This window comes from Halomonas sp. SSL-5 (genome assembly GCF_030708455.1).
GTDB lineage: Bacteria > Pseudomonadota > Gammaproteobacteria > Pseudomonadales > Halomonadaceae > Halomonas.
In genome coordinates, this window is the sequence record NZ_JAUYWF010000001.1 from 362,080 (window position 1) to 383,479 (window position 21,400).

Below are 21,400 nucleotides of genomic sequence, written 5' to 3' on the forward strand. Positions count from 1 at the left end.
TATCGTGCAGGGACTATAGCCCCAGCAGCCTCAGCAGCCAGCGCCGGTAGGGGGGATTGAGCCAGCCTACCGGGCTGCGTCGCGATTGGATAAAGACGGCGCGCGCATGACTGAAGCGCGCGAAGCCCGCCTCGCCGTGATAGGCACCGCTGCCGCTCTCGCCAACGCCGCCGAAGGGCAGCGCCGGCACGGCGTTGTGCCACAGGGTGTCATTGAACACCACCCCGCCGGAATGGGTCGCCTCGAGCAGCCGGCGGCGCAACTCGGCGTCGTCGGTAAAGGCGTAGAGCGCCAGCGGGCGGGAGCCGCGCCGGACCCGGGCGATGGCGGCGTCCATGTCGGCCACGCCGATCACCGGCAGCCAGGGGCCGAAGATCTCCTCGCGCATGATGGCGAGGTGCTCGGTGGGGTCGACCACCAGGGTGGGCGGCAGCTTGACGCCGCCCTCGGCCAGCGCGAGCGTCTCGCCGAGCTCGATCACCCGGCAGCCATGGTCCCGGGCCTCGTGGAGCATGGCTTCCAGCCGCTCGCGATGCTCGGCGCCTGGCACCGCACTGTAGTCGCGACTGGCGGTGCCCTCGGGGTAGAAGCGAGCCACCTGGCGCTGCATCGCCTTGAGGAACGCCTCCAGCCGTGAGGCCTCCACCAGCACATGGTCGGGGGCGATGCAGGTACGCCCGGCGTTGAGCCACTTGCCGAAGGCGATGCGCTCGGCGGCCTTCTCCAGGTCGGCGTCGCCGGCCACCAGGACCGGGGTCTTGCCGCCCAGTTCGAGGGTGGTCGGCGTCAGGTTGGCGGCCGCGGCGCGCGCCACCTCGCGGCCGATGGTGGCGCTGCCGGTGAACAACAGGTGGTCGAAGGGCAGGGCGGAGAAGGCTCGGGCCACCCCGGCATCACCCTCCATCACGCAGAGCTCCTCCGGGGCAAAGTAGCGCGCCGCCAGGCGCGCCATCAGCGCCGAGGTGGCCGGGGCCTGCTCGCTGGGCTTGATCATCACCCGGTTGCCGGCGGCGAGGGCATCGATGGCGGGCAGCCAGGCGAGGCTCCATGGATAGTTGGAGGGGGAGATGATGCCCACCACTCCCAGCGGCTGATAGTGAACCTTCGCCCGGGCCGGCAACAGCCGCCAGCCGACCGGCCGTCGGCGGGGACGCATCCAGCGGCGCAGCTTGCGCCGGGCGTAGCCTGCGCCCTGGAGGATGGTCGTCACCTCGGCCAGGCGGGTCTCCATCTCGGCCCGCTGGCCGAAATCCATGCTGATGGCCTCGGCGATCTCGTCGCGGTGGCGACGGGTCAGGGTCGCCAGGCGCGTCAGCCTCTCGCGTCGGGTGGCGAGGCTCGGGTAGGGCGCGGCGTTGAAGGCGCGGCGCTGGGCGTCGAGGTGGGCCGTTAGATCACGGGCATCGCTCATGCTGAGATCCTGTTCGCGGTGATGGAAGGTCGGTCGTGGTCTGGGCACAATGGTGGCGCCATCTCGCCACCAGGGGAAGACACCGCGACGCCCCATGAACGGAGTGACTGCATGTCCATGCTGACGCGTCAGACCCTGCCCGCCATGGAGGCGGTGTCCGCCACCGACTGGAACGCCCTGGTCGGCGACGATCATCCCTTCCTGCGCCACGAGTTCCTGCATGCCCTGGAGGCCAGCGGCTCGGTAAGCCCGGCCACCGGCTGGGTGCCGCGCCACCAGGCGCTGTGGCAGGGGCAGGCGCTGGTCGGCGTCATGCCGCTCTACCACAAGTACCACTCCTTCGGCGAATACGTCTTCGACTGGGCCTGGGCCGATGCCTGGGAGCGCGCCGGTGGGCGCTACTACCCCAAGGCGCTGACGGCGATTCCCTACACGCCGGCGCCCGGCCCGCGGCTGGCCCTGGCGCCGGAGGTCGACCCGCGAGCGGCGCGCGAGGCCCTGGCCGATGCCTGGGAGCCGACCGATGACCGGGAGATAGGCGAGCTCTCGAGCTGGCACCTGCTGTTTGCCGAGGATGCCGAGGTAGCCGAGTGGCAGGCGGCTCGGCCGGGGCTGCTGGCACGCCACGGGGTGCAGTTCCAGTGGCAGGATGCCGGTTACGGCGACTTCGCTGGTTTCCTGGCCGCCATGACCGCCAAGCGACGCAAGGCGATCCGCCGCGAGCGGCGGATCGTCGCCGATCAGGGGCTGACCCTGCATCGCCTGGAGGGCGAGGCGATCGATGCTGCGGCCCTCGAGCATTTCTATCGATGCTACGAGATCACCTATCGGGAGCGTGGGCGCCACGGCTATCTCAACCTGGAGTTCTTTCGCCGCCTGCACGCCAGCCTGCCGGAGAGCCTGCTGCTGGTGCAGGCGCGCCTCGACGGCAAGCCGGTGGCGGCGGCGCTCTGCCTGCAGGGCGCGAGCACTCTCTACGGGCGCTACTGGGGCAGCGAGGTTACCGCCGACTGCCTGCACTTCGAGGCCTGTTACTATCAGGGCATCGAGCACTGCCTCGAGCGGGGCCTCACCACCTTCGACCCCGGCACCCAGGGCGAGCACAAACTGGCCCGGGGCTTCGCTCCGCGACTCCTCACCTCGCTGCACCATGTCGCCGACCCGCGCCTGCGCGACGCCGTGTCGCGTTTCTGCGCCGAGGAGCGCGTCCAGGTGCGTGCCTACTGCCGGGCCGCCGAGCAGGCACTGCCGTTCAAGGGGTAAATCTCGACAGCAGGATTGTGCCGCATTGCTATACTTTTTGGCGTTGCGGCGGGTGGACTATGGGTTGTTGACCCGCTCGCACAAGGTTACGTAGCGGACCTGTTCCGCCGCGTGATGCCTTTATTCCCCAGGAAGCCTGCCCGGCCAGGTAATGCCGGCAGGAAGGATGCGTAACAATGGATATGTTGCAGCAACGCTGCTGGATGGTCGCCCAACGGCCACCGGTCCAGAAGCGGATGGAGCAGGAACTGGGTCGGCTTGGATGGGAGGTGAATGGCCTGGCGCCTCCCTATTCGGTGGAAGAGGTGCGTCAGCAGGCGTGTCATGCGGGGGTGGTTCACTTTCCGGACCTCTCCAGGCAGGGGCTCAGGCACGTCGAGTCGCTGATCATCTCGTCCGGAATTCCCTGTGTGGGGATCATCTCCCCCGACTGCCTGGATGACGATGAGGTACGCAACGTCATCGCCAACCTCTGCCATGGCTTCGTGGTCGAGCCCCATGAGCTGGAGAGCCTGGACTGCCTGCTGCGCCATGCCGCCCGGCTCGGCAAGCTCCAGAAGGAGGTGGCGGAGGGCCCGCACAACGGCGAGGTGGTGGAGACGTCCCCAGGTGAGTACGAAATGGTGGGGTCGACGCCTGCGATGTGGAAACTCTTCAAGACCATCCGCAAGGTGGCGGCGGTGGATGCCTCGGTATGCATCAGCGGTGAGTCAGGCACGGGCAAGGAGCTGACCGCCCAGGCGATCCATGAGCGCTCCCAGCGCGCCAAGCAGCCCTTCCATGCGATCAACTGCGGGGCCCTGCCCGACCACCTGATCCAGTCGGAGCTCTTCGGCCACGAGAAGGGGGCCTTTACCGGGGCGGTACAGCGCAAGATCGGCAGGATCGAGGCCGCGGATGGCGGCACCCTGTTCCTGGACGAGATCGGTGACCTGCCACTGGAACTGCAGGTCAACCTGCTGCGTTTCCTCGAGACCCGGCGCATCCAGCGGGTCGGCGGCCTCGAGGAGATACCCGTGGATGTGCGGATCCTCGCCGCCACCCATGTGGATCTCGAGCAGGCCGTGGCCGAGCAGCGCTTCCGTGAAGACCTCTTCCATCGGTTGAATGTGCTGCAGGTCAAGGTGCCCCCGCTGCGGGAGCATGCCGAGGATATCGAGATCCTGGCGCGCTACTTCTTCGAACGCTTCAGCCATGAGAAGCCCAGCCAACTCAAGGGCTTCTCCAGCGAGGCCCTGCTGGTGATGCGCCAGTATCGCTGGCCAGGCAACGTCAGGGAGCTGATCAACCGGGTGCGCCGCGCCATGGTCATGTGTGACAACCGGCTCATCCAGCCGGAAGACCTGGGGATCGAGCGGCGTAGCCTGCCTCGTTGCACCATGACCCTGGAACAGGCGCGGGATTCGGCTGAGCGAGATATTCTGCTGGCCGCCCTCGGTCGTAACCACAACCAGATACAGCCAACCTCGAAGGAGCTCGGCGTCTCCCGCGTCACCATCTATCGGCTGATGGAGAAGCACGGTATCGACCGCAAGCTGGCCTGAGGCTCCCCACGCCCCTTCCAGAACGCCGCCCTCCCTTTCCGCTAACGCCTTTCCTTCCTGCATCCACGCCTCACCAGGCGTGGATTTTTTCTTCCTGCCGGTTTGGTGGCTGATGCATCAGCGCTGTTACATCCGAGGAGAAATCAACAACTCACTGATTTATCGGGGTTGTTCTCGGGGTTCCTGGATATCTTGTCGCCAATGCTTCGCGTCTGTTACGCGATCTTTACACTTTGAAATATTCGTTTTTTCTTTAAATTGTTGAAAATAAAGGGTTGTCAATGTTGGCACGAGGATTGCTGTAACAAAGAAAAGAGCAAAGGCAAGAGCAAGGAAAAGATCAAGAACTACGACGTTGTAAGTGACCCGATGATGGGACGTGTTTCACGGAGAGCCTGAGATGAACGTGATCCAGCCAGCCAACCGCAGACAGAGCGCATCAGGGCGTTGCACGCACCTGCTGTCGGCTGGCATCGGCGCGCTCTTCCTGGTGACGGCCCATCAGGCCGCGGCGGATGAAGCCGAGGCCGCTCTGGAACTGGCGCTGTTCGGCAGTCAGGTAGTCGAGTCTCTGGAGGACGCAAGGCTGGCCAGTATCCGCGGCAAGTTCGTGGAGGCCGGGCCCGAGATCACCGACGCCGTGATCCTGTGGGATGAACGACCCGGCGGTTCCGGGCAGGGCGGAAGTGGTGCCGGTGCTCCTGGCGGCAACAGCACCCAGGGGATCAGCAACCATCAGGTCACAAGGGCCACCACGCAGAGGAGTCAGTAGTCATGGCGGCAACCAGGCAAACGACAAGCGCGATGGGTGAATGGGTATGCCATCACTGGCCCCTGAGGGCGGCAGTGGTCGCCGCGGTCGCAGCAGGCATGTTGGCCCACGCTCCCGCGGGTACTGCAGCCGACCCCTCGGCTCAACACAACCTCAACCCCGGCGTCAGGCCCGGCGATGTGGTCATTATCAGGCGAGTGGGTCCGGCACCCATCGGCTCGGTGGATCGCCATGCCGGCCCGATCACTTCGCGTGTCAACGTTCGCGACAGTGGAGTGGATCTTCAGCGTCAGCTGAGCGGGGGGGGCATCGTGGCCCTCTCGGATGATCGAGCGGCAGGGGTTCGTAGCAGTGTACAGAGCTCCGTGGGGCGCGCGCTGAGCCCCGGCTCCGATGCTCTGGTACGCAATGGTGGCCAGGGAGTGGGAAGCAGCTCTAGTCGGGTCGCCGGCTCGCTGGGCGGTGGCAGCGGTGCCGGTGGCGGCATTGCCGGCAGCGTGACATCGGCCACCTCGGGCATCGCCGCCACCGTCGGCAATGCACTCTCACCCTTCACAGGACGGAAATGACGATGGCGATTCGATCCTGCTTTCCGCTGGCCGCAAGGCGCCCATTCAGCGTGATCTTCAGGGTGAACATGGTTGCCATGGCACTGGGGCTGGTGGCCGGCCTGGCGCAGCCGGCCACGGCCGAACCGGGTGCCCTGGTTCGCAACAGCACCATTCTCGGTGGCAGCGCGCTGAGCGCCGTTTCCGGGGTGAGCACCACCAATATGGCGGCCGGGGACGGCAACCTGCAGAGCAACAGCGGCGTGCTGGCCATCGGCAATACGGCCAATGCCGCCAACACCCTGATGCAGAGCTCCAGGATCGAACAGCGTATCGCCAATCGTGAGGAGACAGTAGGAATCAAGGACCGCGCCTTTTGGCAGTCAGAAGGTTGGCTGTCGATCAACCAGGCGGCGGGCCAAGGGAATGTGCAGAGCAACTCCATGGGAGTGGTTCTGGGCATATCGGCCAGCAACCTCAGCGACGCCACGTTGCAGCAGGTTATGGCCGATCAGCAGGGGCTGAGCGGTACCGATGAGGGTTCCGGCAGCACGAATCGAAGAATAGAGGTGGACAAGACCTCCTTCGAGGGTGCCCGGGGCATCATCCAGGTCAACCAATCAGCCGGTACGGGGAACGCCACTCGCAACAGCTTCCGCATGAACATGGCGCTGGGGCAGTAGCGTGACCCGGAGCAAGTCACGGCAGCAACAACAGAACGATTCGGTTCATTCAGGAGAAAGATCATGAAAACGTTCCACAAAGCACCGCTGGCACTCGCAATCGCCGCGCTGATGACCGCACCCGCGGCATTTGCACAGGACGCACAGGGGTTCAGCGCCTCCAGCTCCATCGACTCTACCTTTATGAACGAGATCGATGTCCAGCTGTATCATACGTCCAACACCGACAAGAATTTCGATGTCGATGTGTGGGTCAACGACAGGGCCGACTACTACGCCGGCGCCCTGGTCGACAGCAAGCAGTTCACCGGAGGTAATGACGTCACCAATGAGCGCTCCGAGAACAACGCCACCCTGGGTGCTGGAGCCGGTGCCGGTGCCTCCGGTAACGTAGGCATCAACGTGGCCGCCGGCGACAGCAACAGCCAGGCCAACGATGCCGCTCTGGCCGCCAACGACGCCGCTGATGTCTTCGGCCAGGCCGAGATCTTCTCGGCCCAGCACGCTATGGGCAACACAACCACTAACAATGGCAGCCCCAACAACGCCCGGATGGGCGGGGGCGCGTTGAGTGGCGCCACCGGCAACGTCGGTGTCAACATCGCGGCTGGCGTGGGCAACGCCCAGCATAACGCCCTCTCGGCATCGGATAATTCCGCCAGCGGCCATGCACGGGCTACCGTGGGCGGCGTCCAGCAGACGGCCGGCAACACCACCAGTAACCGCCCGCATGTGCGTACTGTAAATGATGTGGCGCCGGTGAGTGCCAACATCACCCTCAATACTCACGGCTTCACCATGGATCAGATTGGTAACGTCTATCCCGATATCTGGGATGAGAATGGAGACTTTGGCCACACCACTAACGGCCCGAGGTTCGGGCATGTCGACCTTGATACCGCGACTCAAGGTGGTAGTGACCTTAATGGTGATGGAGGTGCCCTGGCCTTCAAGGCGCTCGATAACTCCACCCTGAGTGGTACTGTCAGTGGTGATTGGTCCGTCCTGCGGCAGGTCTACACCTTCCACAGCAACAACGCAGTCATCGGCGCCGATGCGCTAGCGAATGCCAGCGGTAACATCGGTGTCAACGTGGCGGCCGGGACTAACAACCTGCAGCGTAACTCGCTGGCCATCGCCAACGCCAGCTCCAGCGGCGGTGGTGTCACCGGTCCCGGCGAGTAAGCTCAGGCAGAGGCTGTCATCCACATGGCAGTGTGATAGTGAGGGCCCGGCCTGCCTGGCAGGCCGGGTTTTGCTCAGATTTTTTATTCGGTAGCCCGGGGGACTTATGACAGCAAGGAGGACGGCCCTACTGGCATGCCTGGCGCTCGGGCTATTGCCAGTTCATTTCGATGCCCAGGCGGCCACCATTCGCCTGGGCAATATCGTTTCCGGGACGGTGCTGCAGAAGGATGTGCAGTCGATCCGCGAAAGACGCTACGAAAACCTGATCGAGCAGCGGACCGACTTCTCCTGTGGCGCCGCATCCTTGGCGACCATCCTCAAGTATGCCTACCAACAGCCCGAGGTGACCGAGGAAACGGTGCTGGCCGGCATGCTCGAGGTCTCCGATCCCCAGGTGGTACTCGAGCGCGGCTTCTCGCTGCTGGATCTGAAGAACTACGTGGAGACCCTCGGCTTTCGGGGGCGTGGCTACGAGGTGGCACCCGACACCCTGGATGAGGTATCGATCCCGGTCATCGTGCTGCTGGATCTCGACGGCTACAAGCATTTCGTGGTGGTGAAGAAGGCCAGCGGTGATCGCGTCTATGTCGGCGACCCGGCCCTTGGGAATCGCGTGATGGCGCGCGACGACTTCATGGCCTCCTGGAACAACATCATCTTCGCCGTGGTAGGTGAGGGCTTCGACCGCGAGACGGTGCTGCTCAGTCCCAGGCAGCCTCTCACGGCCCATCGGCTACAGGATGTCTTCTCGCCGGTTCCCCGGCAGAAGCTTCTTGATTTCGGTTTCCGACATGCAGATCTGTTCTGAATCGCCGGTCGGAATGGTCGGTGTATGAGAAGGGCTGCAGTTCAGAGGATAACGATCATGTTCATGCATGAGTTCAAGCAGCACTGCAGGAGAGGAGGCATCACGGCCCTGGTGGCCATCGCGACCAGCGGGTTGCTGGCGCCCGTGGCCATGGCCGCATCGTCCAACTTTGCGGACTTCTCCGGCGGGCGTCAGCTGAGTAATGCCGAACTGGGCCAGCTGCGTGGCCGCTTCGTCGACAAGGGTCGCATCATGTTCTTCGGCGTCCAGATGTCCAGCACGTGGCGCACCTCGGCGGGCGAGCACCTGGTGGCCGGTGCCACCCTGCATGGCGACCTCACGGGCAGTGCCCCGCGGGTCAGCTTCGAACCGCACCTGACCATGGTGTCTGCCAGCGACATCTCCGAGGCGGCTCGGTCCGGCAACGGGGCCATCGTCAGAGATGCCGGTACCGGCAATGCCCGCGGGGTGGTGCAGTCGATCCAGGCCGGCGGTGACTTCAACGCCGCTGCCAATGACCTGCAGATCGATGTGCTGGATGCATCCGGGCACCGCGGCCTGGCCGGCAGTTCGGGGAGTGCCGGCACCCAGCGACTCCCCAACGGAACCAGTGTCGCGGTGAACTACGGGGCTGGGGGAATGGGCGTGGCGCTCGATGTGCCCGGCATGGGCCGCGTCCAGCAGGCCATCGTGCCCAGCCGCGGCCTGCGTCAGTCGATTCAGTTGACCAGCGACTTCCAGCGGGTCCAGAACATCACTCGCCTACAGCTCTATATGGGGCAGCAGGGCGCCAATGCCCAAGCACCGGGGGTACGCAGCGCCATCGAGTCGGTGCGTCAACTGAGTCGTTGATGCCGAAAAGGAAAAATCCAGCGGCTGTTCTACACTGACTGTGCGGTAAGCGGCGGTACTGGCTTCGGGCCGGCAGCACGGCCCCGGCTTGCATTCGTGGGCACACAAGGAGATGCATGTGGAAACGACAAAGCCATTACGTTTCGTAAGGCACAGGAGCTGTTCCATTACCATGCTGGTGTCGCTGGGCGCCTTTTCCCCACTCGCCCTGGCCCAGGTGTCGAGTGGCTCGGAGGAGGTGGTCCGGGAGGCGAGGCCCAGCCAGAGCGTGGAGAACGTTTTTCGGGAAGAGCATGCGCTGTTCTCCGATCGCCTGACCATCGAGCCGGGCATCAACTACTCCTACTCGGATCGTTCGCAGCTGGCCCTCCGGGGGTTCCTGGCCCTGGATGCGATCTTCCTGGGCGAGTTGAACGTGGATACCGTCGAGAGTCATATCACCACCTTCGATATCAATACCCGCTACGGCCTGACGGACCGACTCGAGGTGGGGCTCAACGTCCCCTTCGTCTACCGCAGCACCACTTACCAGTCTATCGGTCTCGACTTTTCAACACAGCGTGACAGTGAGGCAACGGTTGATGAGGCGGATATCGGGGATGTCAGCCTGTCTCTCTCCTACCGATTGCTCCCGGAAACCCAGCAGCGGCCAGACGTCGTCTTGAACTTCGGTGTTACCGCACCCACAGGAACAGACCCCTATGGTATCTCGCTGAAAAGTGACGATGATCAGGGCGGGAACCTGAATTACCCGACGGAATTGCCGACGGGTAATGGCGTCTGGTCGGTCAGCACGGGTGTTTCGGCACTAAAGACACTGGACCCGGCTATCGTCTTCGCCAACCTGGGTTACAAGTACAACATTGAAGAAAGCTTCGATGATATCTCGGGACTGGAAGATGATCAGCCGGGTGACGTCAAGCTGGGTGACAGTATTCGTGCCGGCTTCGGCACGGCCTTCGCCCTCAATGAGCGGCTGAGCCTGTCGCTCTCCTATTCTCACGAGTACATCATGCAGTCCGAGACCACCCAGCCGGGCGAGCCGACCAACAAGGTGGTCGGCAGCGATGCCAACGTGGGGGTGTTCAGCATCGGCGGGACCTATGCGTTGAACGACAGCACCTCGGTGGTGACCAGCCTGGGGATCGGGCTGACCGATGATGCCTCCGATATCAGCCTGACCTTCCGCATGCCCTTCCAACTGTAGCAACTCGTCCTGACACAACACCTCCTCCCCTGCGGCCCGCTCTCGAAGCGGGCCGCAGGGGAGGTCGTTTCTCGCCGTGTGGCTATCCGTGATGGCATAATGCGCGCCATCGTAACGACGTAACGGGAAGGCACCATGCTCAAGGGGTTGGCGCTGGCGCTGACGGTGCTGGTGGCGCTGCTGCAGTACCGGCTGTGGCTCGGTCAGGGGGGCATCGAGGAACTGCGCGAGGTGCGCCAGCGGGTGGCGACGCTCGAGGCGGCCAACCAGCCGCTGCGTGACCGCAATGCGCGCCTGGCCGCCGAGGTGCTCGACCTCAAGACCGGCCTCGACGCCATCGAGGAGCGCGCGCGCAGCGATATCGGCATGGTGCGCACCGACGAGCAGTTCTTCTGGGTGCCCGACGTGACGGTGGAGTCCGCGCCGGTGGTCAACCCGGTGCCCGCCGCACGCCTGGAGGCGAGCCGATGAACGTGGCTCCCTGGCTGGTGGTGCCGGCGGCGGGGCAGGGGCGACGCATGGGCGCCGATCGCCCCAAGCAGTATCTGGAGTTCGAGGGTCGTCCGGTGCTGGCCCATACCCTGGAACGCCTGCACGCCGCCTTTCCCCAGGCTCGGCTCTGTCTCTGCCTGGACCCCGACGACGCCTGGTTCGATCCCGCCTGGGTACCCTTCGCCGACTGGCGCCGCGTGCCCGGCGGCGTCGAGCGTGCCGACTCAGTGGCCAACGCCCTGGCCGCCATCGAGTCCGAGGCTCATGGCGACGACCTGGTGCTGGTCCATGATGTGGCACGCCCCTGCGTCAGCGTGGCGGACCTGGGCCGGCTGATGCGGGCCCTGGTGGACGAGCCGGTGGGCGGGCTGCTGGCCGCGCCGGTGGCGGATACCATGAAGCGTGACGACGGCGGCGGCCGGGTCGCCCTCACGGAACCCCGCGCGGGTCTCTGGCACGCCTTTACCCCCCAGGGCTTTCGCTACGGCCTGCTGGTCCGGGCGTTGCGCGAGGCCGCGTCGGCGGGCACGGCGGTGACCGATGAGGCCTCCGCGGTGGAGGCCCTGGGCCACTCGCCGCGGTTGGTGCCCGGGCGTCGTGACAACCTCAAGATCACCCATCCCGAGGACCTGGCCCTGGCCGGCATGATCCTGGCCGCCCAGGCCTCGGCGCAGAACGAGACGGCGCCGACCGGCGTCGCGGAGAGATGATGCGAATCGGCCATGGCTTCGACGTCCACCGCTTCGGCGAGGGCGACCACCTGATGATCGGCGGCGTCGCCGTGCCCTTCGAGCGCGGCTTCGTCGCCCACTCCGACGGCGATGTGCTGCTGCATGCCATCAGCGATGCCCTGCTCGGCGCCTGCGCCCTGGGCGATATCGGTCGCCACTTCCCGGATACCGACCCGGCCTGGAAGGGCGCCGACAGCCGCGACCTGCTGCGCCGCGTGGTGGCCCTGGTGGGCGAGGCCGGCTACCGGGTCGGTAACCTCGATGCCACCCTGATGGCCCAGGCACCCAAGATGGCGCCCCACGTGGCGGCCATGGCGGCCAATATCGCCGCCGATCTGGGCGTCGAGCTCGGCGCGGTCAACGTCAAGGCGACCACCACCGAGCGCCTGGGCTTTACCGGCCGTGGCGAGGGCATCGCCGCCGAGGCGGTAGCACTGCTGTTGCCGGTTTCGGGGCCGGTGTCGAAAAAGACGAGCGATCGCGCCGGTGAGTGATGCCACGACACGACCCCGGGTCGATGCCATCGACTGGCCACCGGTCTGGCCGCGGGTGCTCGACGCCGAGTTCGGTCCGCCGGTCGGCGGGGATTACCGGGCACGCCCCGAGGACTTCATGGTCGAGGAGGTGCTCGATTTCGCCCCCGAGGGGGAGGGCGAGCACCTGTGGCTCTACATCGAGAAACGCGACCTGACCACCGCCATGGTGGTCAAGGAACTGGCGCGGCTGTGCGAGGCCTCGCCGCGGGTGGTGGGCTACTCGGGGATGAAGGATCGGGTCGCCGTGACCCGCCAGTGGCTGTCGGTGCAGCTGCCGGGTCGCGAGGCGCCGGCGGGATTGCTCGAGGGCCTGGCCGAGCGCGGCGTGCGGGTGCTGGAGATGGCGCGTCATCCGCGCAAGCTCAAGCGCGGCGTGCACCGTGCCAACCGCTTCCGGCTGCGCCTGACCGGGCCGGTGGTGGATGACGATGCCTTTGCGCCACGCTGGGAGCGCCTGCTCGAGCGCGGGGTGGCCAACTATTTCGGCCCCCAGCGCTTCGGCCCGGATGGCCGCAACCTGCTGCGCGCCCGCTCGCTGCTGGCCAGGGGCTGGCGCAAGCGCGACGACCGCGACGGGATGCTGCTCTCGGCGGCGCGCAGCTTCCTGTTCAACGAGCTGCTTGCCGAGCGCATCCGCGAGGGCAGCTGGGATCGTCTGTTGCCGGGTGAGGTGGCCAACCTCGATGGCACCGCCAGCCAGTTCGGCGTCGAGTCCCCGGATGCCGAGCTCGAGGCCCGCGCGGCGCGCCTCGACCTGCACCCAAGCGGCGTGCTGTGGGGCACCGGGGGCTCGGTGGCGAATGGCGAGGCGCTGGCTCGAGAGGCACACCTGGCCAGCCGCTTCCCCGCGCTGTGCGCGGGCCTCGAGGCGGCCGGCGTACGCCTGGGGCGACGCCCGCTGCGCCTGCGCCTGGTCGAGGCGAGCCTCGAACGCGGTGACGGCGAGCTGTGGCTCGCCTTCACGCTGCCCCGCGGCGCCTTCGCCACCGCCGTACTCCGAGAATTGATCACGCACCCGACCCTGTAACGGATGCGCCTACGTGAGGAATTTCGAGATGCGCCGACTGCTGCTCTCCAACGACGACGGCGTGCACGCCCCCGGGCTGCGCGCCCTGCACGATGCGCTGGTGCCCCATGCCAAGCTGCGCGTGGTGGCGCCGGACCGTGACAAGAGCGGGGCCAGCAACTCCCTGACCCTGACCCGGCCGCTGGCGCTGTCGGCGATGGACAACGGCTTCTACAGCGTCGACGGCACCCCGGCGGACTGCGTCTACCTGGGCGTGAACGGCGTCTGGAACGAGAAGCCCGACCTGGTGATCTCGGGCATCAATCACGGCGGCAACCTGGGCGACGACGTGCTCTACTCCGGCACCGTGGCCGCCGCCATGGAGGGGCGCAACCTGGGCATGGCGGCCATCGCCATGTCGCTGGTGGGCCATCGCCACTTCGAGACCGCTGGCCGGGTGGCGGCGAGCCTGGTGGGGGCCGCCGAGCAGCTCTCGCTGCCGCCGCGCAGCCTGCTCAATGTCAACGTGCCGGACCTGCCCTGGAGCGAGATCCGGGGCTTCCGGGTCACCCGCCTGGGCTATCGCGGTCCCGCGGCTCGGCCCCAGGAGGTGCGCGATCCCCGCGGCCGGGTGCGCTGGTGGATCGCCGCCGTGGGCGCGAACGCCGACGATGGCCCCGACACCGACTTCGCCGCCGTGGAGGCGGGCTTCGTTTCCATCACTCCGCTGCAGACCGATCTCACCCGGCACGCAGCCATCGCGGACGTCAAGGGCTGGCTGGATGCACTCACCTGAACGCCTGACCGAGCTGGTGCGCGGGGTGGGCATGACCTCCCAGCGCACCCGCGACCGCATGCTGGAACGCCTGGCCACCCAGGGCATCCGTGATCCCCGGGTGCTGGAGACCCTGGGCCGTGAGCCTCGCCACCTGTTCCTGGACGAGGCGCTGTCCCATCGCGCCTACGAGGACACCTCATTACCCATCGGCCATGGCCAGACCCTCTCCCAGCCGTGGATGGTGGCGCGCATGACCGAACTGGTCCTGCAGGCGGCGCCCCAGCGTGTGCTGGAGATCGGCACCGGTTCCGGCTACCAGACGCTGATCCTCTCGCGGTTGGTGCCGGAACTCTGGTCGATCGAGCGAATCAATGCCTTGCACCGTCGCGCCGCCGAGCGGCTGCGCCTGCTGGGCGCGCACAATGCCCACCTGCGCCTGGCCGACGGCGGTCATGGCTGGGAGGAGGCCGCGCCCTTCGATGTCATCCTGCTGACCGCCTGCGCCAGCCAGCTGCCGGCGGCGCTGCTCTCCCAGCTCGCCGAGGGCGGCGTGCTGATCACCCCGCTGTCCGACGCCCGGGGCCGCCAGTGGCTGACCCGGATCCAGCGTCAGGACAACCAGTTCGAGAAGCGGCGCCTCGAGCCGGTGCGCTTCGTGCCGCTCCTCGAGGGCGTCATTCGTTGAAAGGAGTCCGCTGTTGAAGCGATACCTCGGCATCATCCTGAAGGGCGCCGGCATGGGCGCCGCCGACGCGGTACCCGGCGTTTCCGGCGGCACCATCGCCTTTATCACCGGCATCTACGAGGAGCTGATCCATACCATCAAGCAGTTCGGCCCCAGCGCCTTCGGTGCCTGGCGCCGGGGCGGGAGCGCGGGCCTGGTGGCCCATCTCAACCTGCCTTTCCTGCTGCCGCTGCTGCTGGGCATCGCCGTCAGTCTGGTCAGCGTCGCCCACCTGGTGGTGTGGTTGATGGAGGACCACCCGCTGCTGCTCAACGGCTTCTTCTTCGGGCTGGTGCTGGCCTCGGCAGTGGTGGTCAGCCGCCATCCGGCCGACTGGCGCTGGTGGCATATCCTGCCGCTGGTCGGAGGGCTGCTGCTGGCCCACGGCCTGCCCTCGCTGATGCCGCTGGTGACCGAACTGGGCAGCCGCGAGGTGATGCTGCTGGTGGGCGGTGCCATCGCCATCAGCGCCATGATCCTGCCCGGGGTCTCGGGCAGCTTCCTGCTGCTGACCATGGGCCTCTATGGCACCGTGATGGATGGCATCCGCGGCTTCGACCTGGGGCTGATCGGGCTGTTCGGGATGGGCTGTGCGGTGGGGCTGTTCGCCTTTTCGCGACTGCTCTCCTGGTTGCTCGACCGCTATCATACCGGGACCCTGCAGCTGCTGGTGGGCTTCATCATCGGCTCGTTGCCGGTACTCTGGCCGTGGCGGGAACTGGTACGCTACCAGCTCGGCCCGGACGGACAGATGATTCCACTGGATTACCGATACCTGACACCGGGCGACTACGCCCTGCTCACCGGTGACGCTTCTCAGCTGGTGGCCGTGGTGGCGCTGATGCTGGTGGGGGCGGCCGGCGTTCTGCTGCTCGACCGCACCGGGCGACGCCCGGCAACGATTCGTGGGAAGGGTTCACATGGGGCAAGCTCTCAAGGGGCAAGCTCTCAAGGGGCAAGCTCTCAAGGAGCAAACAAGGAGGAAGGCTCTGATGCGTAAGGTTTTGATGATTTCGGGCCTGGCCCTGGCGATGGCCGGCTGTGCCAGCCAGCAGGATTCCCCGGGCCAGGTACCGGTGCGCGACCTCTCGGCGAGCCGTACGGACACCGGGGCGAGCCACTATACCGTGGAGCGGGGCGATACCCTCTACGGCATCGCCTGGCGCCACGACATGGACTACCGCGACCTGGCGCGACTCAACCGCATCGGCCCGCCCTACGAGATCCAGCCGGGCCAGCGCCTGGCACTCGAAGGAGGGGGGGGCGAAGGACAGCCGGCGGCCCGGCAGCCTGACGACGGCGCAAGTGCCGTGGCGGTGGCCACGCCCCTCGGCGGCACCCAGGCCGAGGCCGATTCCGGCGACATGGAGTGGCTGCTGCCCAGCGGTGAGACCGAGACCGTGTCCCGCGCCGATCGCGCCACCTCCTCGCGTGGCGAAGACGCGGCCCAGTCGGTCAGCGACGACGACAGTGGCCCGGGACCGGTCTACTCGCCGGAGAGCCCCGGCGCCGATGGCGGCCTGAGTGAGCGTGACCTGGCCGAGCGCGGCGAGCGTGATGCCGAAGGTGAGGCCGAGCAGCTCGCCGAGGCCCGCGAAGCGTCCGAGCAGGCCAGCGAGGCGACTGCAGAGGCCGGCGAGGCCCGGGAAGTGGCTGAGACCGCCGACCGGGAAGAACCTGCCCGTGAGGCGCCGAGCGAAGAGGCCACCGAGGCCGATGCAGGCACCGCCGTCGCCGGCGGAAGCCAGGCCGCCGATCGCGGCTCGCGCACCTATACGCCGGTCGCCGAGGTGCCCTGGCAGTGGCCCGCACCGGGGGATGTTGTCGGCCAGTTCGGCGATGGTGGCGCGATTACCGCCGGCATTGATATCGCCGGACAAAAGGGGCAACCTGTCAAGGCGGCAGGGCCCGGGATCGTGGTCTATGCGGGCAGCGGTGTAAGGGGCTACGGCAAGCTGATCCTGATCAAGCACAACGACCAGTTCCTCAGCGCCTACGCCCACAACGACACGCTGCGGGTAAGCGAGAATGACGTGGTCGAGGCCGGCGAGGTGATCGCCACCATGGGCGACAGCGATGCCGAGGACGTCAGGCTGCATTTCGAGGTGCGCAAGGATGGTCAGCCCCAGGACCCTCTGGAGTTCTTGCCCTCACGCTGATGCCGTGCTCCGGTGGTTAAATCCCAGCGGGGTTGTCACACAATAATAATCGGTTTCGCCGATGCTCCTGGTATCGGCGACAGGACGCAAGCACGGGGTAGCCATCGATGAGCATGCTTGAACGGGACCTTCAGGATGTGGATCTGGACACGCTCGAGGAGAAGGAAGATGACACCATCGTCGATGCCATCGACGAACCGGAGGCCGAAGACGAGACGGCCTTCGAGAAGGCGCTGACCCGCGAGGATCGCTACAGCCACCAGAGCCTCGATGCCACCCAGATCTATCTCAACGAGATCGGCTTCTCGCCGCTGCTCACCCCCGAGGAGGAGGTCTTCTACGGCCGGCTCGCCCAGAAGGGTGATCCCCTCGGCCGTTCGCGGATGATCGAGTCCAACCTGCGGCTGGTGGTGAAGATCGCCAGGCGCTATCTCAATCGCGGCCTCTCGCTGCTCGACCTGATCGAGGAGGGCAACCTCGGGCTGATCCGGGCGGTGGAGAAGTTCGATCCCGAGCGGGGCTTCCGCTTCTCCACCTATGCCACCTGGTGGATCCGCCAGACCATCGAGCGGGCGCTGATGAACCAGACCCGCACCATTCGCCTGCCCATCCATGTGGTCAAGGAGCTCAACATCTACCTGCGCGCGGCCCGCGAGCTGACCCAGAAGCTCGATCACGAGGCCACCGCGGAGGAGATCGCCGATCACCTCGACAAGCCGGTGGAGGCCGTCAAGAAGATGATGGGGCTCAACGAGCGCATCTCCTCGGTGGACTACCCGGTGGGCGGTGACAGCGACAAGCCGCTGATCGAGACCCTGGCCGACGACAACGACCATGGGCCCGAGTCGAGCCTGCTCGACGGCGACGTCAAGCAGCATGTGGACGAGTGGCTCTCCGAGCTCACCGAAAAGCAGCGCGAGGTCGTGGTGCGCCGGTTCGGCCTGCGCGGCCACGAGGCGGCCACCCTCGAGCAGGTGGGGGAGGAGATCGGCCTGACCCGGGAGCGGGTGCGCCAGATCCAGGTCGAGGCATTGAAGAAGCTGCGTCGGGTGCTCGAGAAGCAGGGGCTCAGCCTGGATGCCATCTTCGCCTGACTCTCGCCTGACGTGGTGATCAGCAGGATATTCCAGCTTTCTTGACATATTTAGTGATGTGATTCGATAAGCCACCAGTCATATGGTGGCTTTTTTCGTGATTTGGCGCGCACTTCCAACGATAATCCTCGCCTTGTCCATTCGCTTCAGTTCAGGAGTCCGCCATGGCCCGGCCGCTGATCGCCGAGATCGACCTCGACGCCCTGCGCCACAATTACCGTCTCGCCCGTGAGTGCTCACCCGAGAGCCGCTGTGTCGCCGTGATCAAGGCCGACGCCTACGGCCACGGGGCGGTGGCCTGTGCGCGGGCCCTGGAGGGCATCGCCCCCGCCTTCGCGGTGGCCTGCATCGAGGAGGCGCTGACCCTGCGCGAGGCGGGCATCACGGCCCCCATCGTGCTGCTCGAGGGCATCTTCACGGCCGACGAACTCGCCCAGGTGGATGAGCTGAGGCTGTGGATGGCGGTGCACAGCGACTGGCAGCTGGAGGCGTTGATGGCGCACCGGCCGGCGAGGCCGATCCCGGTATGGGTCAAGGTGGACTCCGGCATGCACCGCCTGGGCTTTGCCCCCGAGCGGGTCGAGGCGGTATGGCAGCGCCTGTCGGCCGCTCCGGAGCACGCCTGCGACCTGCAGCTGATGAGCCACTTCGCCACCGCCGACCTGGTGGAAACCGACTATTTCGAGCGCCAGATGGCACGGCTCAAGGCCCTGGCCGAGCGCCTGGGCGCCCCCCTGTGCCTGGCCAACTCGCCGGCGACCCTGGCTCGCCCCGAGGCCCACGGCGCCTGGAATCGCCCGGGCGTGATGCTCTACGGCAGCGACCCCCTCGAGAGGCCCAATGCCGTGACCTCCCGGCTGGCGCCGGTGATGACCCTGCGCTCGGCGATCATCGCCGTGCGCGACCTTCCCGCCGGCGAGCCGGTGGGCTACGGCGGGCGCTGGCTCACCCCGTGCCCCTCGCGCATCGGCGTGGTGGCGGCCGGCTACGGCGACGGCTACGACCGTCACGCCGTGGATGGCACGCCGGTGCTGGTGGCGGGCAAGCGCAGCGCCATCGCCGGCAAGGTCTCCATGGATATGCTCACCGTCGATATCACCGACATCCCAGAAGCCGATATCGGCAGCGAGGTCGTGCTGTGGGGCAGGGCGGCCAACGGCCGGGTGCTGCCGGTGGATGAGGTGGCCCGCCACTGCGATACCATCAGCTACACCCTGCTCACCGGGGTGCTGCCCAGGGTGCCCAGGCGGTATCATGGGGGCCTATCGGGGACAGACCCCAATTAACTGAAAGGAGAAGGTTCACATGGAGCGGTCCGTTAATCGGGGTCTGTCCCCATGAGCCCGCGGCCCAACTTCGCCCATCCCCGCTACTGGCCCGTGTGGCTGGCTATCGGCGCCATGCACGTGGCGGCCTGGCTGCCCTGGCGCCTCAAGCTATGGGTCGGCAAGGTGATCGGCCTTGCCGCCTGGCGCTTCGCCGGGCGGCGTCGGCATATCACCGAGACCAACCTCGGGTTGTGCTTCCCCGAACTGGATGACGAGCAGCAGCGGCGGCTGGTCCGCGAGACCTTTATCGCCAACGGCATCGGCATCATGGAGACCGCCACCGGCTGGTGTCGCGACCCGGAGCATCTGCGTCATCGCGTGGTGTTCAAGGGCCAGCAGCACCGGGACCGGCTGGAGGCCGCAGGGCAGGGCGCGCTGATCCTCGGCGTGCACTTCTCGACCCTGGATCTGGGGGCCGCCCTGCATTCGCTCTACTTCCGCGCCGACGCGGTGCAGCGCCCCCATGACAATCCGCTCTTCGCCCGCTTCATGGGGCGCGCCCGGGCCCCCTACTTCGAGGCGGTTCTCGACCGCCATGACCTGCGTGGCGTGGTGCGCCGGATCAAGGCCGGCCATGCGGTGTGGTACTCCCCGGATCAGGACTTCGGCCGCGACGCCAGCGTCTTCGCACCGTTCTTCGGCATCCAGGCCGCCACGATCAAGATGACCGCGCGCATCGCGCGCATGACCGGCGCCCCGGTGATTCCGCTGATCTTTCACCGCAACCCCGATGACCGCACCTATACCCTCGAGTATCTTCCCCCGCTGGAGAACTTCCCCAGCGGCGACGAGGTGGCCGATGCCACGCGCATCAACGCCGTGATCGAGGCGGCGATCCGCAAGCACCCCGAGCAGTACCTGTGGCTGCACCGGCGCTTCAAGACCCGCCCTCCCGGCGAGCCCAGGCCCTACTGACGCCCGCGGGCGACGCTCAGGCCCGCCGAGGCTCGGGGAGCGCTGCCGGGAGCGAGAGCCGATGGATGCCATCGTCCAGGCGTGCCGAGACGAAGCGCCGGTCCAGCGGGTGGTCCACCGCGTGAGACAGCGTCTCCACCACCCGGTCGGCATGGGCCTGGAGGGTCTCGAGATCCTCCGGCTCGGCGAACAGCGAGAGGGTCTTCAGGGCCTTTAGCACCCCCAGGCCGATGCTCAGGTCTTCCCTGCCGTAGCGCAGGATGGGCTGGAAGAGCCGGTAGAGTAGGCTCTCGAAGTCTTCGACCTGCCAGGTCACCCGGCAGGTGGCGTCCTGATCGAAGAGTGCATCGCAGGGCCGCCACTCGAGGCGCCGGCGCAGCAGGTCGGTCAGGCGGTGCAGGCACAGCCGGGCGGTCCCGGGATCATTGATGCCCGGCGACAGCGCCTTCAGGGCGACCTCCATCAGCTGGGTCATGCCGAACACATGGTGATCGGTGATCGACTCTCCCTCCACGTAGGTCAGGGTGGCCCGGACCTCGTCGCACCAGTTCGCCTCGGGGGCCGCCGCGGCCTCCAGCGAGAGGATCGGCAGCCCCTCCACCACATAGTCCCCGAAGCGGAAGTGAAGGTGCACGACGCCGTCGACACTGCGGGCCAGCTCGGCCAGGGCGGTGAGATCGGCATTCTGCAGGTAGCCGGCGCGGCGGGCTTGCACGGCATGTTGGTGTTGGCCGGATGACGGGGCGACGGCCAGGATGCGCCACTCCTGACCCTGCTGGCGGCGCTGCAGGGCATGCATGGAGACGAGCGTGGATTGGTGCAGGTCGGCGGCCACGGCGTCGATCTGGATCGACTGCGAGGCGTTGTGGATGAAGTAGACGAACAGCGCCAGGCAGTGGATGACCATGGCACAGGCCAGGTAGATCGCCAGCGAGCGCCAGGTCGCCTGGCCCTCGGCGACGTCCGGGACCATCAGCAGCATCAGGATGAACAGGATGGTGCCCAGGTAGTGGCCCAGCACCCACTGGTGAGGCCGCTCCGAGATCAGGCCGAACACCAGCTTGTGGGAGAACTGCCCGCCGGCCTGGGAGAGCACCGACATCACCATGGAGAAGCTGAAGACCATCAGCGAGATCATGCCGCCGAGCAGGGCGGCGAGCAGCGCCTGGGTGTTCTCCGGCGCCTCGAGGCCGACAAGCGTGAGCAGGGTCGGCAGTCGGTCGTCGGAGATCGGCAGCAGCAGGGCGACCAGACTCAGCAGGGCGTAGGCGACCGCCAGCAGGGAGGGCTGGTAGGCGATGCTCTGCCGGAAGGTCTTGAGCAGGTGGATGGGCCAGGACAGCAGGATGCTCATGGGTGAC

At 66.6% G+C, this 21,400-nt stretch carries 21 protein-coding genes; 19 read left to right on the forward strand and 2 right to left on the reverse strand.

Features of this window, described 5'->3' with window-relative positions:
- Window positions 1-13 precede the first annotated feature (13 nt).
- A complete protein-coding gene (locus RAN53_RS01685) occupies window positions 14-1,411 on the reverse strand; it encodes a coniferyl aldehyde dehydrogenase (RefSeq protein ID WP_305795088.1) in 1,398 nt (465 codons plus the stop codon).
- Window positions 1,412-1,522: 111 nt separating this feature from the next.
- Here RAN53_RS01685 and RAN53_RS01690 point away from each other — a divergent pair, with 111 nt between their 5' ends.
- The 19 genes from RAN53_RS01690 to lpxL all read left to right on the forward strand — a co-directional run bounded on the left by RAN53_RS01690 (window position 1,523) and on the right by lpxL (window position 20,039).
- Entirely contained in the window at window positions 1,523-2,674 is a 1,152-nt protein-coding gene (locus RAN53_RS01690; protein WP_305795089.1) for a GNAT family N-acetyltransferase, read from the forward strand.
- A gap of 176 nt (window positions 2,675-2,850) precedes the next feature.
- A complete protein-coding gene (locus RAN53_RS01695) occupies window positions 2,851-4,218 on the forward strand; it encodes a sigma-54 interaction domain-containing protein (RefSeq protein WP_305795090.1) in 1,368 nt (455 codons plus the stop codon).
- A gap of 400 nt (window positions 4,219-4,618) precedes the next feature.
- Window positions 4,619-4,990 (forward strand): hypothetical protein, encoded by a 372-nt coding sequence (locus RAN53_RS01700; protein ID WP_305795091.1) that lies wholly within the window; start codon window positions 4,619-4,621, stop codon window positions 4,988-4,990.
- A 571-nt stretch (window positions 4,991-5,561) separates the two neighbouring features.
- Window positions 5,562-6,221, forward strand: a complete 660-nt coding sequence (locus RAN53_RS01705) for a hypothetical protein (RefSeq protein ID WP_305795092.1) — start codon at window positions 5,562-5,564, stop codon at window positions 6,219-6,221.
- Window positions 6,222-6,284: 63 nt separating this feature from the next.
- A complete protein-coding gene (locus RAN53_RS01710; protein ID WP_305795093.1) occupies window positions 6,285-7,406 on the forward strand; it encodes a hypothetical protein in 1,122 nt (373 codons plus the stop codon).
- Between the two features lie 154 nt (window positions 7,407-7,560).
- Window positions 7,561-8,217, forward strand: a complete 657-nt coding sequence (locus tag RAN53_RS01715; protein WP_305795094.1) for a C39 family peptidase — start codon at window positions 7,561-7,563, stop codon at window positions 8,215-8,217.
- A 57-nt stretch (window positions 8,218-8,274) separates the two neighbouring features.
- Window positions 8,275-9,069: a hypothetical protein gene (locus RAN53_RS01720; protein WP_305795095.1), complete on the forward strand. Its 795-nt coding sequence runs from the start codon at window positions 8,275-8,277 to the stop codon at window positions 9,067-9,069.
- Between the two features lie 172 nt (window positions 9,070-9,241).
- A complete protein-coding gene (locus tag RAN53_RS01725) occupies window positions 9,242-10,276 on the forward strand; it encodes a transporter (protein ID WP_305795096.1) in 1,035 nt (344 codons plus the stop codon).
- A gap of 135 nt (window positions 10,277-10,411) precedes the next feature.
- Window positions 10,412-10,747, forward strand: coding sequence for a cell division protein FtsB (ftsB, locus tag RAN53_RS01730; RefSeq protein WP_305795097.1), 336 nt, complete (start codon window positions 10,412-10,414; stop codon window positions 10,745-10,747).
- On the forward strand, window positions 10,744-11,478 hold the full coding sequence (gene ispD, locus RAN53_RS01735) for a 2-C-methyl-D-erythritol 4-phosphate cytidylyltransferase (protein ID WP_305795098.1): 735 nt from the start codon (window positions 10,744-10,746) through the stop codon (window positions 11,476-11,478). The genes ftsB and ispD overlap by 4 nt, the downstream gene beginning before the upstream one ends.
- A complete protein-coding gene (gene ispF / locus RAN53_RS01740; RefSeq protein WP_305795099.1) occupies window positions 11,478-11,993 on the forward strand; it encodes a 2-C-methyl-D-erythritol 2,4-cyclodiphosphate synthase in 516 nt (171 codons plus the stop codon). Before ispD ends, ispF begins: the two co-directional genes overlap by 1 nt.
- The gene (truD, locus tag RAN53_RS01745; protein WP_305795100.1) at window positions 11,986-13,062 is read left to right on the forward strand and encodes a tRNA pseudouridine(13) synthase TruD; all 1,077 of its coding nucleotides are present in this window, start codon (window positions 11,986-11,988) and stop codon (window positions 13,060-13,062) included. The genes ispF and truD overlap by 8 nt, the downstream gene beginning before the upstream one ends.
- Window positions 13,063-13,090: 28 nt before the next feature.
- Complete coding sequence (gene surE / locus RAN53_RS01750) at window positions 13,091-13,837, forward strand: 5'/3'-nucleotidase SurE (RefSeq protein WP_305795101.1); 747 nt, start codon at window positions 13,091-13,093, stop codon at window positions 13,835-13,837.
- Window positions 13,824-14,504: a protein-L-isoaspartate(D-aspartate) O-methyltransferase gene (locus RAN53_RS01755; RefSeq protein ID WP_305795102.1), complete on the forward strand. Its 681-nt coding sequence runs from the start codon at window positions 13,824-13,826 to the stop codon at window positions 14,502-14,504. The genes surE and RAN53_RS01755 overlap by 14 nt, the downstream gene beginning before the upstream one ends.
- Window positions 14,505-14,556: 52 nt before the next feature.
- Window positions 14,557-15,543: a DUF368 domain-containing protein gene (locus tag RAN53_RS01760; RefSeq protein WP_414842946.1), complete on the forward strand. Its 987-nt coding sequence runs from the start codon at window positions 14,557-14,559 to the stop codon at window positions 15,541-15,543.
- Window positions 15,536-16,702, forward strand: coding sequence for a peptidoglycan DD-metalloendopeptidase family protein (locus RAN53_RS01765; protein WP_305795103.1), 1,167 nt, complete (start codon window positions 15,536-15,538; stop codon window positions 16,700-16,702). The genes RAN53_RS01760 and RAN53_RS01765 overlap by 8 nt, the downstream gene beginning before the upstream one ends.
- Window positions 16,703-16,815: 113 nt before the next feature.
- The gene (rpoS, locus tag RAN53_RS01770; protein ID WP_414842947.1) at window positions 16,816-17,796 is read left to right on the forward strand and encodes an RNA polymerase sigma factor RpoS; all 981 of its coding nucleotides are present in this window, start codon (window positions 16,816-16,818) and stop codon (window positions 17,794-17,796) included.
- Between the two features lie 164 nt (window positions 17,797-17,960).
- A complete protein-coding gene (gene alr / locus RAN53_RS01775) occupies window positions 17,961-19,082 on the forward strand; it encodes an alanine racemase (protein WP_305795105.1) in 1,122 nt (373 codons plus the stop codon).
- Window positions 19,083-19,133: 51 nt separating this feature from the next.
- The gene (lpxL, locus tag RAN53_RS01780; protein WP_305795106.1) at window positions 19,134-20,039 is read left to right on the forward strand and encodes an LpxL/LpxP family Kdo(2)-lipid IV(A) lauroyl/palmitoleoyl acyltransferase; all 906 of its coding nucleotides are present in this window, start codon (window positions 19,134-19,136) and stop codon (window positions 20,037-20,039) included.
- A gap of 16 nt (window positions 20,040-20,055) precedes the next feature.
- Here the strand turns inward: lpxL and RAN53_RS01785 are convergent, their stop codons facing one another.
- The gene (locus tag RAN53_RS01785) at window positions 20,056-21,393 is read right to left on the reverse strand and encodes a DUF2254 domain-containing protein (protein ID WP_305795107.1); all 1,338 of its coding nucleotides are present in this window, start codon (window positions 21,391-21,393) and stop codon (window positions 20,056-20,058) included.
- Between the last annotated feature and the right edge of the window lie 7 nt (window positions 21,394-21,400).

Bases quoted from the DNA above. Each gene is read 5' to 3' on its own strand.
- RAN53_RS01765 (WP_305795103.1), top strand. From the start codon at position 15,536: ATGCGTAAGGTTTTGATGATTTCGGGCCTGGCCCTGGCGATGGCCGGC.
- RAN53_RS01695 (WP_305795090.1), top strand. From the start codon at position 2,851: ATGGATATGTTGCAGCAACGCTGCTGGATGGTCGCCCAACGGCCACCG.
- lpxL (WP_305795106.1), top strand. From the start codon at position 19,134: ATGAGCCCGCGGCCCAACTTCGCCCATCCCCGCTACTGGCCCGTGTGG.
- RAN53_RS01720 (WP_305795095.1), top strand. From the start codon at position 8,275: ATGTTCATGCATGAGTTCAAGCAGCACTGCAGGAGAGGAGGCATCACG.
- RAN53_RS01760 (WP_414842946.1), top strand. From the start codon at position 14,557: ATGGGCGCCGCCGACGCGGTACCCGGCGTTTCCGGCGGCACCATCGCC.
- RAN53_RS01755 (WP_305795102.1), top strand. From the start codon at position 13,824: ATGCACTCACCTGAACGCCTGACCGAGCTGGTGCGCGGGGTGGGCATG.
- ispD (WP_305795098.1), top strand. From the start codon at position 10,744: ATGAACGTGGCTCCCTGGCTGGTGGTGCCGGCGGCGGGGCAGGGGCGA.
- alr (WP_305795105.1), top strand. From the start codon at position 17,961: ATGGCCCGGCCGCTGATCGCCGAGATCGACCTCGACGCCCTGCGCCAC.
- surE (WP_305795101.1), top strand. From the start codon at position 13,091: ATGCGCCGACTGCTGCTCTCCAACGACGACGGCGTGCACGCCCCCGGG.
- rpoS (WP_414842947.1), top strand. From the start codon at position 16,816: ATGCTTGAACGGGACCTTCAGGATGTGGATCTGGACACGCTCGAGGAG.
- RAN53_RS01710 (WP_305795093.1), top strand. From the start codon at position 6,285: ATGAAAACGTTCCACAAAGCACCGCTGGCACTCGCAATCGCCGCGCTG.
- RAN53_RS01705 (WP_305795092.1), top strand. From the start codon at position 5,562: ATGGCGATTCGATCCTGCTTTCCGCTGGCCGCAAGGCGCCCATTCAGC.
- RAN53_RS01700 (WP_305795091.1), top strand. From the start codon at position 4,619: ATGAACGTGATCCAGCCAGCCAACCGCAGACAGAGCGCATCAGGGCGT.
- RAN53_RS01685 (WP_305795088.1), bottom strand. From the start codon at position 1,411: ATGAGCGATGCCCGTGATCTAACGGCCCACCTCGACGCCCAGCGCCGC.
- RAN53_RS01785 (WP_305795107.1), bottom strand. From the start codon at position 21,393: ATGAGCATCCTGCTGTCCTGGCCCATCCACCTGCTCAAGACCTTCCGG.
- RAN53_RS01690 (WP_305795089.1), top strand. From the start codon at position 1,523: ATGTCCATGCTGACGCGTCAGACCCTGCCCGCCATGGAGGCGGTGTCC.
- ftsB (WP_305795097.1), top strand. From the start codon at position 10,412: ATGCTCAAGGGGTTGGCGCTGGCGCTGACGGTGCTGGTGGCGCTGCTG.
- ispF (WP_305795099.1), top strand. From the start codon at position 11,478: ATGCGAATCGGCCATGGCTTCGACGTCCACCGCTTCGGCGAGGGCGAC.
- RAN53_RS01725 (WP_305795096.1), top strand. From the start codon at position 9,242: ATGCTGGTGTCGCTGGGCGCCTTTTCCCCACTCGCCCTGGCCCAGGTG.